Here is a 13,535-nt window from a genome sequence, read left to right as displayed (position 1 = left end):
CCGATGGGCCGTACGAACCCGACGTATCGGGACGCACTCCGGGCCATCGAGGAACGCTGGGCGGATTTCCGGCGGGCACTGCGGCGTCGCGACCAACCACGGTTCGACCAGCTGTTCGAGTACGCTCGTGAGCACGCCGACGCGAGCGGACTTCTGAACCACCAGAACCCGCTCCTCCCCGCGCTAGTCAGTATCGACCTCGAACAGGAAGCCCGTCTCGACGACCACGAAGAGCGCCTCGAGGAGCTCGAAGCCGCGGTCGCGGCACGCGATGACCAGGAAGACGGCTTGCCAGAAGCAGACACCTGACGATGCCGTTCACTATCGACTTCTTGGACGACGGGCGCATTATCGAGTGGGATGCCACCGGCGGCGGCGCCGTCGCAACCGAACACGACGACTACACGCCACGTTTCTACGTCGCTGCTCGAGACCCTGACGCAGATATCGATCTTACTGCGCTCCAGTCGATCTACGACCAACATCCCGACGTCGTCGCGACCGAGATGGTGAGGCGTCGCCCCGGATTCCGTCGCGACGAGGAGGCCGTTCTCGCCGTCGACGTCGCCCACATCGACCGCGTCACCCCACTCGCCCGGCAGGCACGCCAGCTGTCGGACTATCCAGTCGGGGATCTCGCCTGTTTCAACGTCGACTTCTCGCGAGAGTTCCGATACTGTCTGGAGACAGACGCCGATCCGACGCCGGCGAGCGAGCTGTCGACATTCCGGCTCAGCGTTCCGGTGACCGAAACGAGCAACGACGTCTACGAGAAACTGTCCGTCGGCGGCGACGCCGTCACCGGCTCGCCGACGGATATCCTGACCGCCGTCCAAGGGGCGCTCGACGCACACGATCCGGATGTCCTGGTCTGCTCGACGAACGAGATCGTCCCGACCCTCCACGAGATGGCGACGGACGCCGGCGTCGACGACTTCTCGATGAGTCGGTGGCCGGACGTCGACTACCAGCAGCTCGCGAGCCGGTCGACCTACTCGAGCTACGGTCGCGTCGGCCACTCACCGGCGCGGTACAACGTGCCCGGTCGGGCGATCATCGACGAGTCGAACACGTTCTTCTACGGGGAAACGAACCTCGACGGCGTCCTCGACCTCGTGTCGCGCTCGAACAAGCCCGTCCAGGAGCTCGCGTGGGCGTCGATCGGGAACGTGCTCACGGCGATCCAGATCTGCGAGGCCCACGACCGCGGGGTTCTCGTCCCCTGGAACTCTTGGCGCCACGAGTTCTACAAACCGATGGGGACGCTCCACGACGCCGACCGCGGCGGCTTCATCTTCGCCCCCGAGGTCGGCCTCCACGAGAACGTCCACGAACTCGACTTCTCCTCGTTGTACCCGAACATCATCTGTACCCGGAACGTCTCGCCGGACGTCATCCGGTGTGACTGCCACAGCGACCGCGACGACGTCCCCGGCCTCGGGTACTCGATCTGCGACGATCGGGGCTACCTCGTCGACGTGCTACAGCCGATCATCGACGCACGCGACGAGATCAAGGCGGCCATCCGGCGCGAGAAGGAACGGGACGGCCCCGACGAGGACCGACTGGCGGAACTCGAGGGGCGGTCGGGAGCGTTGAAGTGGATCCTCGTCGCCTGCTTCGGGTATCAAGGGTTCAGCAACGCGAAGTTCGGCCGCATCGAGTGCCACGAGGCGATCAACGCGTTCGCTCGCGAAATTCTGCTGACGGCGAAACAACGGCTGGAAGCCGGCGGCTGGCGCGTCGTCCACGGCATCGTCGACTCCATCTGGGTGACCCCGGACCCTGACGTCGACGACGAGGACCGCGAGGACCTCGGGACGCTCGCGACGGAGATCACGGAACGCGTCGAGATTCGACTCGAACACGAGGCGCACTACGACTGGGTGGCGTTCGTCCCGCAGCGTGAGAGCGACTCCGGCGCGCTGACGAAGTACTTCGGGAAGGTCGCCGGCGACGACGACTTCAAGATCAGAGGTATCGAAGCCCGGCAGCGTTCGACCCCGCCGTTCACCGAGGATGTCCAGCGAGACTGTCTCGACCGGCTCGATGCCACGCGGTCACCGGACGCGGTACTCGGACGTCTTCAGGATGCAATCGACCAGCTACACGCTGGTCAGGTCCCGATTGAGCAGCTCGTCGAACGGAATCGTGTATCCAAACCACTCGAGGGCTACACCCAAAACACGCAGAACGTGGCGGCGCTGAAGCGCGCTCGTGACCAGAACCTCGCCGTCCATCCGGGACAGGACATCGAGTACGTCGTCGTCGACGATCGGAAGACCTCGCGAGAGCGGGTCGCATTGGCTCACGAGGAAGTCGAGATGTACGATCCGGACTACTACGAGACGGAACTCATCAGAGCTGTCGAGAGCGTTCTCTCACCGTTAGGCTGGACCCGATCAGACCTCCGTCGGGAGCTCTCGGAGACACGGGTGCCAGAGCTGACAGCGTTCACGGAGTCGAAGGGGAATTAACCAACATGAATCCGATTGGCCGGATAACGTTGCACTGTCTAGTTCAGGGAGTTTGAGAAGCGAGCAGGTCGTAGTGAGTGGTGTCCATGACACTCGCAAACCTGCTCAGGGAGACGTTAGACGTGGATTGTGATGAGGTTTGGGAGAATGAGCCGACCCCGACACCCGTCAGGGTGTTCGGGGTCCGGCTCCATTCAATGGGGTTGTCGGTACGGGAGGTGGCCGCCGTGTTAGGGTTACTCGGCGTTAATCGCTCTCACGGAGCGGTCTGGAATTGGACACACGATCTCGCTGAATCGCAGGGCGACCCGCCGACGGCGGAGCCGTCGCGGGTTGCCGTCGACGAGAAACAAATCGAGATTGATGGTGAGAAACAGTGGCTGTATGCGGCGATCGATACGGGGTCGAAGTTACTGCTTGAAATCGACGTATACAGCCGCCGCGGGATCGGTCCCGCGGCAGCGTTCTTGCATCAGTTAACCGAGAAACATGACGTTTCGGACACCGAATTCCTGGTCGATGCTGGTGGGTATCTGACTGCCCTCTTTCAACACGATTTGAGCGGTCAGCTCAACTACACAGAGCGGAACCACATCGAAAAGTGGTTCCAGACAGTATCGATGCGAATCGACCGCTTTCACTCCTTTTCGCGGGGCAGTCAATCGAGCGCCCGACGCTGGGTACGCCGCTTTCGCCACTACTACAATCACGATCGGCCGAATCAAGCGCCAGATAATCAAACGCCCGTTGAGGCGGTGCTCAACCAGACAGTGCCCTCCCGACTTTTTGTCGTTCGAGAGAGCGTATGCACTCTCTCGTGATGTGGCCAGAACGCTCTGCGTTCTGGCTGCTTGCCGGACCGTGTCCGGCAATGACGAAAGACTGCCCTGCGGTCTTTCGAACCACATCGGGTTCAGCTCGGAGAACCGCGCTCACTTCGCTCGCGCGGATGTTACTCCCCGACCGCTTCCTCGACGATCGCGATCTCCTCGTCCGTCAGCCCGTACAATTCATAAACGATCTCGTCGATCAACCGATCGGTCTTTTCGATCTTCGCCTCCAGCTCCTCGGCGCGCTCGACGGCATTTATATACCGTTCCAGCCCGTCCGCCACGTCCGCGAGCCGCGGCAGCGTCAGCGCTTCGAGGCGATCCACCAGCGAGTTCGTCTTCGTCGCCGTCTCCCGAAAGCCCGCGAAGCCGCCGGCCTCGTCGACGGCGTGGGGGACGAAGGCGTTTATAAGCGCTCGATCAGTTCACGACCGATTCGAGGACCGTCCGCAGTTTCGACTCGACCTCGGACGCTTGGAGAATCCGGATCGAACGCTGTTCGTCGAGCGCCGCCGTTTGGGACTCCTCGATGTCCTGCACGACGAGCAGCCCGTTCCAGCCGGAGCCGAAGTACGCGGTGTCGTCTTCGAAGACGAACTCGCCGTTCTGCCGCAGGAACGCGAGGTATTCGAGCGTCTCTTTGATCCCCGACCGGATCGTCTGTGGGTTCGTCGAGTTCTTGATCTCGGTTATGAGGTACTCCTGCCGACCGTCGGCGTCAATTTCGAGGACGATGACGTCTGGTCGTCCGGTCGTTCGGCGGAACTCGTCGTTCTCGAAATACGTAGAGAGCACTTCACGGGTCTCGCGTTGGACCATCTCGCTTCGCGTGAGGTCAGTCCGCTCCTTTTCGAAGTTTTCCGGGACGAACGAGAGCCCTCGTTCTCTCGCGGAGTTGTCGTGATACAGCGTTATCTCGGCGTCGTCGTCGACCATCCGGGCGATCGCCTGTGAGTCCGAGACGATCGTCGAGAGGGTGAACGACTCCTCGCGAAGCGATTCGATCGCGGCGACGAATCGAAAGAGGACGTAGAGCTCCAAGAGCGTCTCCTCGTCGTCCGGCGTGATCGCCGTCTGTTCAAGCAGTTCGGTCATGGCCTCCCGATCGGCGTCGAGGCTATCCCGATACGACCGAAGCAGCGCCGCCGCGTCGGTATATAAAGGCGTTCGCGCCGTCTCGGCTCGCTGTAACATCCGATCCGTCGGCTCGTACGTTTCCGGATCGCGAATTCGTTTGACGTGGACGTTCCGCTCGAACGTCCGGCGCATGACATCGACGAGTTCGAGGTTTTCGCGCCACCGATGGGTCACCCACTCGTAGTCCGCCCGGAGATACGCCTCACAGTCGTCCAACGTGTTATAAATGACCGAGAGCAGCCGCTTCAACACGATGTTCTCGGCGATCTCGTAGCTCTCGGATCGGTCGTCGCAGACGAACAGCGCGCGATTGTGCGGGTTCGTGGAGTAGCGCTGTTTCACCGTCGATGGCCAGTCTATTCGACCGGAAACGCTCCCCCGAGAGACCGTCGTGGTCGTCTCGGTCCCCGTCTTGATGTTCCGGAGCCGCTTCGGGAGCGCTTCGACGAAGTCGACGACGCCCGGCTTGAGTATGAAGTGCAGCCGAACGAGCGACTCGAAATCGTCGAAGCGCTCGTCGAGCCCGTTCGGTTTGAGTTCTGCCGCGACGTGGTTTTCGGGAAACGAGCCGTGCATCACGTACGTAAGGATGTCCTGTGAGAGCCCGGCGACGAGTTCGTCTCTATCCATCGACGGTCACACCGAGAACGTCACCGGCCAATCGACCCAACCGCCCGCGATCGACCACGTCCGTATGGGCGATTCGCGAAACGATCTGGCCTCTGTTCGGCACACCTTCCAACTGCGGGAACACGTAGCTCGCGACGGCACCGGAGAGGGCGGCTCGTCGGTCGATCTCTCGTCCGTTGACGTGCGACAGAATGTCTTTGATTATCGCGGGTCCGATATTGCGTCCGTTTTCCGTCGCGTTGACCGCGAACCAGATCTCCCCTACGTCCCGAAGCGTGTCGTCGTTGGCGTCGATTCCCCACACGTCTGCGTACGATCGAACGAGTTCACTGCTTTCCTCGCGTCCGGGCGGGATTTCGGGCGCGTCGACGTGGATGAACGCGAACCGACGCATGAACGCGTACGAGAGTTCGTAGAGGGAGGTCTTGTCGTAGGAGTTCATCGTCGCGAAAATCCGCCACGAAGCGGGGACGACGTATCGGTTGGGTGCCAGTTGCCCGTCGAAATCGGACGCCGGAACGACCTCGATTTCCTCGCCGTCGCGTCGGTACGGCAACTGGACGGCCTGCCCCGATAAGAGGGTGAACAGCTGGCCGAACGACTTGTCGATATCGGCGCGGTTGATCTCGTCGATGACGAGCAGTTCGTTCCGCTGCGTACGTTCCTTTTTAAACCGTCGCAGGACCTGTCCGGGCTCGAACGAGAGGTTCTCCCCGTCGGATTCGCCCGGCATGTACCCGCCGACCGTCTCGAACGTCGACCAATCCGCCGTCGCGGTCGTGAGCTGCTGTCCGGTATATATATGCGGATATTCAGTATTTAAATACGAACAGAGCTGCCGGGCGATTTCGGTCTTTCCCGTTCCGGGTGGGCCGGTGAATATGAGGTGTTTTCCTGCGTTCAACGCGGCCGTTATCGATTCGATCAGTTCCTCGCGTTGCTCGTCGTGGAAATACAGCGAATCGAATGTTTCAGCCGGCAGATCGATCGACGGCTCCGTATATATATCCGGCTCTGGGCCGCCGTCGAGCGTCGCCTGTTCCGTCGATCGATCGCTGGCGGCCGGGCGTCCGTGAACGAGGTTCTCGACGGAACCGTACCGTCCGCGGATGCCACCGAGTCCGAGGTCGTTCAGCGAACTGAACCCCATCGTATAGGAGATATCGTGGCCGGCGAGACCGTGGATCTCTTCGGAGTCGATGTTTGTCTCGATCGGCTCTTTTAAATAGATGATACAGACCCACGGTTTTCCCTCTTCGTGATTCGGCCACACCGCTCGGCCGAGCGATTCGTTTCGCTCGGTCGAGATGACTTCGGCGGCGTGATCGTAGCCACCGTCTTTATAAAACAGGAGGTAGTCGCCGGGATCGATCTGCCGCCACGTCCCCGAAACCGTCTCCTTCGTACCCCACATGCGAACGGTGTCTCCGGACGAATGTGAATCCGAGTAGGCCGCGACTTCGGATCCCGAAAGCCCATCGAGAACGGTTCGCTGAAAGTTTTCCTGCGCGGCGGCGTTCCCGTACGGCGCGAGGAAGACTGTCGGCCCGTCGTATGCCATTACGTAGCGCTGTCCCGTCAGGGGTATAAAAGTATGCGACCGCGATGGCGGCGTTTATCAACGATGACGCGGGGACGCTTTCCCGAGATGTTGTACAAAAAGCACCCCTCTGCTCGCTGTCGATATTGCGCCGAACCTCTCTATTACGGACTCAAAGACGAGGCGACGGGCTGGAAGGTTCACTACTGCTGTCTACTACCCAACGGATGCGGTCGGGAGTTATCTCTCGGTCGAATCGGGCTTGAGTCGGTTGACACGAAAGACGACGCTCACGAGCGAGCAGAAGCGTTCGCCGAACGTCTAAATGAGAGATTCGGAGCCGAGCGATATAGACCAATATGACCGCCCGTCAGTCCCACGTCACCCACAGCAAGAACACGAGCGCGACCGTCTGGAACACGTGGATGACGATGTTCGCCTGCCACGCCAGCGGCGGCATGTCGGTGGCGAACCAGCCCGCGAGCACCGGGTGGAACAGATAGAAGTACAGCGACAGCGCGTTCTGTGCGAGGAGCAGGCTGCCGAACGCCGCCAGCCCGAGCGAGTGCTTCGAGCGGAACGTCGCGTAGTTGCGGCCCCAGATCCACACGAGCGCGAGCAACATCCCCGTGTTCGCCGCCACGCTGACGCGTGCAATATCTATCCAGTCGATCGTGGTCATGCGCGGTTCGCTCCCGTGTGCGTCGTGTCGGTCATAGTGGTAGCTCCTCGGCGATCTCCTCGACGAGATCCCAGTTCCGTTGTGTGTACTCCGTCGGGTAGTACACCGTCCCGTAGTCGTCGCCCGTCCGGCCGACGATGTCGTGCTCTCTGAGCACGTCGAGGTGGTGTCGCACCGTCGTGTAGTCGAGACCCAGATGGTCCGCCAACTGGTTCGCGTTCCGGGGGCGATCGTCGACCGCCCGGAGGATGCGAACGCGGTTGGGGCCGCCCCGGGTACCGGTCAAAACGTACCACAGGACGGCCTCCATGTCCGCACAGACTCCGCGTACTCGCCTAAAAGTATCGCTGCGACGAGCCGAGATCGGTCGGGCATCTGCTGGAGGGCCGATTCCCCGGCTACGCGCCGGAATCCACGACGACTTCGAGGTCGAAGGGTTCGTCGGCGGGGGCGTCGCCCGGCGCGAGGTAGCCGGCGGCGAAGGCGGTGTACACCGTGCCGGCCTCGGGTGCGAGGTCGAAGGTAGCGACGACGTCGCCGTCGGTGTTCTCCGTCGCCGGTCGCACTTCGAGTTCGTAGTTGTCAGCGGGGACCTCGACCGTGCCGGCCGCACCGAAGGGCACGTCCGTGAACAGCGGTTCGCCGTCGACGGTCACGTCGACGTTGGGCGCGTCGGGCGACGCGTGGATCAGGCGAACCCGCGCCATATCGCCGGGGTCGGACACGTCGTCCTCGTACACTTCGACATTGAACGGCTGATTCTCCTCGGCCAGCTCGCCGAGCGCCGCCGCGGTGAACTCGTTCCCGGTCAGCGACAGCGTCTCGTCGAAGACGACGGTGTCCATATCGCCTGCCGCCGTGATCATCACGCCGTACTCGCCGGCCGGAAGCTGGAGGTAGTCGCTCACGGCGCGGAAGGGCACGTCCTGAAGTACGGCGTCGCCGTCGACGTAGACGTCGACGTTGGGTGCGTCCGGCGACATGTGTGCAACCCGCAGCGACGCCTCGGGGTCGGGCTCCTCGACGTCGTAGCTCGCGTCGACGACGACTTCGAGGTCGAAGGGCACGTCGGCGGGGGCGTCGCCCGGCGCGAGGTAGCCGACCGCGAACGCGGTGTACACCGTGCCCGCCTCGGGCGCGAGATCGAAGGTGGCGACGACGTCGCCGTCGGTGTTCTCGGTGGCGGGCCGGATCTCCAGTTCGTACTCGTCAGCGGGGACCTCGACGGTGCCGGCCGCACCGAAGGGCACGTCCGTGAACAGCGGTTCCCCGTCGACGGTCACGTCGACGTTGGGCGCGTCCGGCGACGCGTGGACCAGTCGAACTCTGGCCATCCCCTCGGGATTCGACACGTCGTCCTCGTACACCTCGACGGCGAACGGCTGGTTCTCCTCGGCCAGTTCACCGAGCGCGGCGGCGGTGAACTCGCCGGCCGGTACCTCGAGCGTCTCGTCGAAGACGACGGTGTCCATGTCGCCCGCGGCCGTGATCATCACGTCGTACTCGCCCGACGGGAGGTCGAGGTAGTCGCTCACGGCGCGGAAGGGCACGTCCTCGAGCACGGTGTCCCCATCGACGTAGACGTCGACGTTCGGTGCGTCCGGCGACAGATGCGTCACGCGGAGCGCCGCGTTCGCTTCCGGCGTCGGTTCCTCGGTCGGTTCTGGCGTCGGTTCCTCGGTCGGCTCCGGTGTGGGTTCTGGCGTCGATTCCGACTCGCCGCCGTTCCCGGCGCACCCCGCGAGCGTTCCGACGACCGCGACACCGCCCACCGTCTTGAGAATCGTCCGTCGTTTGTGGTTCGACATCTGCGGGCGAACGGTCGACCGTCGAGCAGATGAAGAATTTCCGAGATATGTCCGGGATGTGTTCGGAGTCACACCGAACTCTCTCCAAAATTCGTCCGGAATCGCTCGTCAGCCGCGAGCCGCAGCCACCTCTCGACTTTCACTCCACCAAAGTAAAATTGTTCTAAAACAACCAAAATTGTTTTGAAGCTCGATGCAGTTGTACGCCCATGGCACGCACAGCGCTTCCACACGACGCGAAGGCCGGGCCGACGAAACCGGCGGTCCGGTCCGTCACGCTCGGGAAGCTCGACCTCGGCCCCGACGACCACTTCGTCGATGTCGGCTCCTGCACGGGCGCGGTGACGATCGAGGCCGCCCGCCGCGCCGGGCGCGTGACGGCGATCGAGCGCAAGCCCAAACGGCTCGAAACAACGCGACAGAACCTCGCGGCCAACGGGATCGGCGGCGTCGAGCTGATCGAGGCCGAGGCCCCCGACGGGATCCCCGACGACGCCGATGCCCTGTTTCTGGGCGGCTCGCGGAACTACGAGGCGGTGCTCGACCGCGCGGCCGAGATCGGCGTCGACCGCATCGTGATGAACGTCTCGCGGCTCGAAGTGGCGGGCGACGCCGTCCGGGCGTTCAAGGCCCGCGACCTCTTCGATGAGGTCCTGCAGGTGCAGGTGTCGACGGGCTACGAACTCGCGGGCGCGACGAGCTTCGATTCCGACAACCCCGTCTACGTCGTCTCGGGAGGGGCGAAATGACGCTGTACGGCGTCGGCCTCGGCCCCGGCGACGCCGGCTTGATCACCGTGCAGGGTCGCGAAACGCTCGAAAACGCGGACGTGGTGTACGCCCCCGGCCGGCTCTCGCGAGGCGTCGCCACCGAGTACGTCTCCGAGGATCAGCTCGGCGACCTCGACTTCCCGATGACGCGCGACGAGGACGAACTCCGCCGGGCGTGGAAGGCGGCCGCGGGCGAAGTCGCCCCCGCCGCCCGCGACGGCACCGCGGCCTTCGTCACGCTGGGGGATCCGAACGTCTACTCGACGTTCGGCCACCTGCGTCGGACGCTCGATCGGTTCCACCCCGACGTCGACGTGGAGACTGTCCCGGGCGTCTCGACGGTGACCGCCTTCGCGACCGCGTTCGGCGTCGAAATCACGGCGGGTTCCGAACTCGTCCTCCGGGAGGCAGCGCGCGGGGCGGCCCCAGTCGGCCCCGACCGGCTCGTCCTGTTCAAGGTGACCGACGTACCGGCGACCCACGAGACGCTGGTCGAGGCCGGCTACGAGGTGACCTACGGCCGTCGGCTGTTCATGCACGGCCACGAATCGATCGTCACCGACGATCCCGCGGAACTCGCCGAACGCGACTACTACACCGTCGCCTACGCCGAGAAACCCGACGCGGGCAGGACGCCCGCCACGGCTGCCTTCGGCGAGGAGACGACGGCCGATGGTGGTGAGCGGACTTGCCGGACGGCAGGTCCGCGATCCTCGCTGGACGCGAACGCGTCTTCCGCCGGTCCGATCCTCGACCAGCTCGCCGCCGCCGAATCGGCGGGCGACGGCGAAGCCTACCGGAGCGGGGGTGACCGATGACCGACGCACCCGATCCGCAGGCCGCCATCGACGCCCAGCGGGAAAAACACGCCCACGAGCGCGACGAGCGCGTCTACGAACACTCGGCGGGCGACGAGCAGCCGGGCATCCCGTTCGTCGGCGCGGGGCCGGGACACCCCCGGTTGTTGACCGTCGCCGGCAAGGAAGCGCTCGAAGGCGCGGACCTCGTCGTGCACGCCGGCTCGCTCGTCAACAGCGAACTGCTCGACGCCTACTGCGACGACGCCGAGTTGGTCAACAGCGTCGGCAAGGACCTCGAAGAACTCGTCCCGCTCATGCGCGACGCCCACGAGGACGGGCGCGCGGTCGTTCGCCTCCACAGCGGCGACCCGGCGATCTACGGGGCCGCCATCGAACAGATGGACGCCCTCGAACACGAGGGCGTGCCGACCTACCTCGTCCCGGGCGTCACCTCCGCGTTCGCCGCGAGCGCGACGCTCCGGACGCAGTTGACACTCAACGAGACCGCAAACCACGTCGCGTTCACCCGCCCGCAGGGCAGGACGCTCGACGCTGAGGACGACCACATCGCCGAGTTCGTCGGGATGGGCGACGTGACGACCTGTGTCTACCTCGGCACCCACGCGGTCGCCGACACGATGGACCGACTGCTCGCGGCGGGTGCGCCCCCTGACACGCCGGTCACGGTCGTCTACCACGCCTCGTGGCCCGACGAGGACGTCATCGAGGGGACGATCGCGGACGTCGGCGAGAAGGTCGACGACGCGGGCTACCGCGCCTCCGCGATGGTGGTGATCGGCGACGCCGCGGCGGGTGCGAGCTACGAGCGATCGTACCTGTACGGCGGCTGGGCGAACCGAGGCGAGACCGAGAGCGAAAGCACATCCGATGACTGATCTATGAGCACTGACACGAACGCCGACACCGACACAGACGACGCGGGCGGCCACTGTTCGACGCCCGACTCCGACGGCGAGGTGGCCGAGGAGATCGCGATCGTGAGCTTCGAGCGGAAGCTCCCGGTGGCCGAAGAGATCCGAGCCGAACTGGCCGACGATTACGAATCCATCGAGATCCTCGAGTACCACGGCGACGTCTTCGCCGAGCACTGGGGCGAGTACGACTGCTTCGTCGGCCTCATGGCCTCGGGGATCGCGATGCGAAAAACCGCCGGCCTGCTCGACGACAAGTGGGACGACCCCGCCGTCGTCGTGATCGACGAGGAGCTGACGTGGGCGATCCCGCTGACGGGCGGGCACCACGGCGCAAACCAGGTCGCCCACGACCTCTCGAAACTCGGCGCAGTGCCGGCGATGACGACCGCGAGCGAGGCCGCAGGTAAGCAGGGTATCGAGTCGAAGGCGAAGGCGCTCGACGCCCACGTGATCAACGGCGACTCGACGGTCGCGACGAACCTCGCCGTCCTGAACGACGATCTCGATGTCGTCGAACGTCTGGACGGCCCGCGCGCCGTGTTGGTCGGCGACGACGTGACCGTGATGAAGCGCAACGACGACGGGGTCGTCCTCGGGACCGGCACCGTCAGCGGCGTCCGGAAAGCCCAGGTGATCGAGGCCTGGCGGGCCGCCCTCGACGATCTCGACCTCGACGTCTCAGACGTCGAGTTCGTCGCTACGGCCACCAGAAAGGAGGGTGAGGAGGGCCTCTACGAGGCCGCCCAGGAGGTCGGGTTGGGCGTCGTTCTCTTCGAGAAGGACACCCTTCTGGAGCACGAGGGACCGACCCCTTCGCGCGCGAAGGAACTGATCGGCTGGCCGGGGATCGCCGAGGCGTCGGCCATCGCCGGCGGACGCGACCACGAACTGCTCCGCGAGAAGGAGCGCTTCGACGACGCCGTGACCGTGGCGGTGGGAAAATGAGCGAGGACGACCGGAGGGAGTCCTCGAAGGAAGCGAGCGGTGACGAAGGAACCGCGAGCAGTCAGGATCGAGCGGAGCGGGATTCTCGTGAAATACCCCCCGACGACTACGGCACCCTCTACGTCGTCGGGATCGGCCCCGGCCTGCCGCACGCGATGACCCAGCGGGCGACGGACGTGATCGAGACCGCCGACTGCGTGATCGCCTCGAACCTCTATCAGGAGTTCCTCCGGGGGGACGGGACGATCCCTCCGGAGGCCGCCGCCGACGGCGGCAGCGCGGCGGCCGCCTCCCGCCCCGAGAGCTGGACCGACGGCACCGTCGCCACCAGACCCGACGGCACCGAACAGGAGATCGTCCGGTCCTCGATGGGCCGGCAGGTCGAGTTGACGCGGGAGGCGTTCGACCGCGTCCGGGCCGGGCAGGACGTTGCGCACGTCTCCGGCGGCGATCCGAACGTCTACGGCAAGAGCGACCTCGTCTTCTTGATGGCCGACGAGGAGGCCGCCGAGGACGTCCCGATCGAGATCGTCCCCGGCGTGACGGCGGCGCTGGGCGGGGCGGCCAACCTCGGCGCGCCGCTGTCGAACGACTTCTGTACGATCTCGCTGTCCGACAAGTGGCGCGGGTGGGCGGAGATCGAGGAGAAACTGCGGGCGGCGGCGATCTCGGGGTTCGTCGTCGTCCTGTACAACTGCTGGCGCGACCACGAGCGCGCGATCGACGTAATCCGCGAGCACCGCTCCGACGACGTGCCGGTCGCCATGTTCAACGACGCCGGCCGCGGCGAGGCCGGCCGCAATCTCGAAAACGAGACGCACACCATCACCACGCTCGGCGAGACGGACGAACACGCCGACGAAGTGGGGGGGATGGGTACGTCGATCCTCGTTGGCACCGCGGACAGCCACGAGTGGGCGAACGACTACGGAACGTACCTCGTGACGCCGCGCGGCGGCCGCGAGGTGGAGGACTTCTAAC

The 13,535-nt window shown here is 64.6% G+C and carries 13 protein-coding genes and 1 pseudogene; 8 read left to right on the top strand and 6 right to left on the bottom strand.

All coding sequences use genetic code 11. From position 1 onward, the window contains the following. Nucleotides 1-3 precede the first annotated feature (3 nt). The 3 genes from DM868_RS08855 (at nt 4) to DM868_RS08845 (ending at nt 3,298) form a co-directional block, all read left to right on the top strand. On the top strand, nt 4-309 hold the full coding sequence (locus tag DM868_RS08855) for a hypothetical protein (protein WP_137276522.1): 306 nt from the start codon (nt 4-6) through the stop codon (nt 307-309). A gap of 2 nt (nt 310-311) precedes the next feature. Continuing rightward, nucleotides 312-2,477 carry a type B DNA-directed DNA polymerase gene (locus DM868_RS08850; protein ID WP_170964467.1) on the top strand — a complete coding sequence of 722 codons (2,166 nt, stop codon included), beginning with the start codon at nt 312-314 and terminating at the stop codon, nt 2,475-2,477. Nucleotides 2,478-2,563: 86 nt separating this feature from the next. Beyond that, nucleotides 2,564-3,298, top strand: a complete 735-nt coding sequence (locus DM868_RS08845) for an IS6 family transposase (protein WP_137276520.1) — start codon at nt 2,564-2,566, stop codon at nt 3,296-3,298. A gap of 131 nt (nt 3,299-3,429) precedes the next feature. Here DM868_RS08845 and DM868_RS08840 read toward each other — a convergent pair. The 6 genes and pseudogenes from DM868_RS08840 to DM868_RS08815 all read right to left on the bottom strand — a co-directional run. Beyond that, nucleotides 3,430-3,732: pseudogene (locus tag DM868_RS08840) on the bottom strand (restriction endonuclease); the annotation flags it as partial. Beyond that, entirely contained in the window at nt 3,728-5,074 is a 1,347-nt protein-coding gene (locus DM868_RS08835) for a hypothetical protein (protein ID WP_137276519.1), read from the bottom strand. The gene DM868_RS08835 and the pseudogene DM868_RS08840, both read right to left, overlap by 5 nt. Next, nucleotides 5,067-6,635, bottom strand: coding sequence for an AAA family ATPase (locus tag DM868_RS08830; protein WP_137276518.1), 1,569 nt, complete (start codon nt 6,633-6,635; stop codon nt 5,067-5,069). Before DM868_RS08830 ends, DM868_RS08835 begins: the two co-directional genes overlap by 8 nt. Before the next feature lie 349 nt (nt 6,636-6,984). Beyond that, entirely contained in the window at nt 6,985-7,296 is a 312-nt protein-coding gene (locus tag DM868_RS08825) for a hypothetical protein (protein WP_137276517.1), read from the bottom strand. A gap of 31 nt (nt 7,297-7,327) precedes the next feature. Next, entirely contained in the window at nt 7,328-7,606 is a 279-nt protein-coding gene (locus DM868_RS08820) for an ArsR/SmtB family transcription factor (RefSeq protein WP_137276516.1), read from the bottom strand. Nucleotides 7,607-7,694: 88 nt separating this feature from the next. Next, nucleotides 7,695-9,104, bottom strand: coding sequence for a DUF4397 domain-containing protein (locus DM868_RS08815; protein ID WP_137276515.1), 1,410 nt, complete (start codon nt 9,102-9,104; stop codon nt 7,695-7,697). Between the two features lie 209 nt (nt 9,105-9,313). On the opposite strand from DM868_RS08815, the gene cbiT reads away from it, so the two are divergent. The 5 genes from cbiT to DM868_RS08790 are packed head-to-tail and all read left to right on the top strand — an operon-like array spanning nt 9,314 to nt 13,534. Then, the gene (cbiT, locus tag DM868_RS08810; RefSeq protein WP_137276514.1) at nt 9,314-9,853 is read left to right on the top strand and encodes a precorrin-6Y C5,15-methyltransferase (decarboxylating) subunit CbiT; all 540 of its coding nucleotides are present in this window, start codon (nt 9,314-9,316) and stop codon (nt 9,851-9,853) included. After that, nucleotides 9,850-10,692: a cobalt-factor II C(20)-methyltransferase gene (locus DM868_RS08805; protein ID WP_137276513.1), complete on the top strand. Its 843-nt coding sequence runs from the start codon at nt 9,850-9,852 to the stop codon at nt 10,690-10,692. Before cbiT ends, DM868_RS08805 begins: the two co-directional genes overlap by 4 nt. Further along, complete coding sequence (locus DM868_RS08800; RefSeq protein WP_137276512.1) at nt 10,689-11,570, top strand: cobalt-precorrin-4/precorrin-4 C(11)-methyltransferase; 882 nt, start codon at nt 10,689-10,691, stop codon at nt 11,568-11,570. Before DM868_RS08805 ends, DM868_RS08800 begins: the two co-directional genes overlap by 4 nt. Nucleotides 11,571-11,573: 3 nt before the next feature. Further along, nucleotides 11,574-12,554 carry a cobalt-precorrin 5A hydrolase gene (gene cbiG / locus DM868_RS08795; protein WP_137276511.1) on the top strand — a complete coding sequence of 327 codons (981 nt, stop codon included), beginning with the start codon at nt 11,574-11,576 and terminating at the stop codon, nt 12,552-12,554. Then, nucleotides 12,551-13,534: a precorrin-3B C(17)-methyltransferase gene (locus DM868_RS08790; protein WP_137276510.1), complete on the top strand. Its 984-nt coding sequence runs from the start codon at nt 12,551-12,553 to the stop codon at nt 13,532-13,534. Before cbiG ends, DM868_RS08790 begins: the two co-directional genes overlap by 4 nt. The last annotated feature ends 1 nt before the right edge of the window (nt 13,535 follow it).

The sequence above is a fragment of the Natronomonas salsuginis genome (assembly GCF_005239135.1).
GTDB classification, from domain to species: Archaea; Halobacteriota; Halobacteria; order Halobacteriales; family Haloarculaceae; genus Natronomonas; species Natronomonas salsuginis.
Note: the sequence above shows the minus strand (reverse complement) of the source record. Positions and strands in the feature narration are given on the sequence as shown.

Excerpts from the sequence above, each read along its gene's own strand:
- DM868_RS08855 (WP_137276522.1), top strand. The coding sequence starts at position 4 with ATGGGCCGTACGAACCCGACGTATCGGGACGCACTCCGGGCCATCGAG.
- DM868_RS08850 (WP_170964467.1), top strand. The coding sequence starts at position 312 with ATGCCGTTCACTATCGACTTCTTGGACGACGGGCGCATTATCGAGTGG.
- DM868_RS08845 (WP_137276520.1), top strand. The coding sequence starts at position 2,564 with ATGACACTCGCAAACCTGCTCAGGGAGACGTTAGACGTGGATTGTGAT.
- DM868_RS08835 (WP_137276519.1), bottom strand. The coding sequence starts at position 5,074 with ATGGATAGAGACGAACTCGTCGCCGGGCTCTCACAGGACATCCTTACG.
- DM868_RS08830 (WP_137276518.1), bottom strand. The coding sequence starts at position 6,635 with ATGGCATACGACGGGCCGACAGTCTTCCTCGCGCCGTACGGGAACGCC.
- DM868_RS08825 (WP_137276517.1), bottom strand. The coding sequence starts at position 7,296 with ATGACCACGATCGACTGGATAGATATTGCACGCGTCAGCGTGGCGGCG.
- DM868_RS08820 (WP_137276516.1), bottom strand. The coding sequence starts at position 7,606 with ATGGAGGCCGTCCTGTGGTACGTTTTGACCGGTACCCGGGGCGGCCCC.
- DM868_RS08815 (WP_137276515.1), bottom strand. The coding sequence starts at position 9,104 with ATGTCGAACCACAAACGACGGACGATTCTCAAGACGGTGGGCGGTGTC.
- cbiT (WP_137276514.1), top strand. The coding sequence starts at position 9,314 with ATGGCACGCACAGCGCTTCCACACGACGCGAAGGCCGGGCCGACGAAA.
- DM868_RS08805 (WP_137276513.1), top strand. The coding sequence starts at position 9,850 with ATGACGCTGTACGGCGTCGGCCTCGGCCCCGGCGACGCCGGCTTGATC.
- DM868_RS08800 (WP_137276512.1), top strand. The coding sequence starts at position 10,689 with ATGACCGACGCACCCGATCCGCAGGCCGCCATCGACGCCCAGCGGGAA.
- cbiG (WP_137276511.1), top strand. The coding sequence starts at position 11,574 with ATGAGCACTGACACGAACGCCGACACCGACACAGACGACGCGGGCGGC.
- DM868_RS08790 (WP_137276510.1), top strand. The coding sequence starts at position 12,551 with ATGAGCGAGGACGACCGGAGGGAGTCCTCGAAGGAAGCGAGCGGTGAC.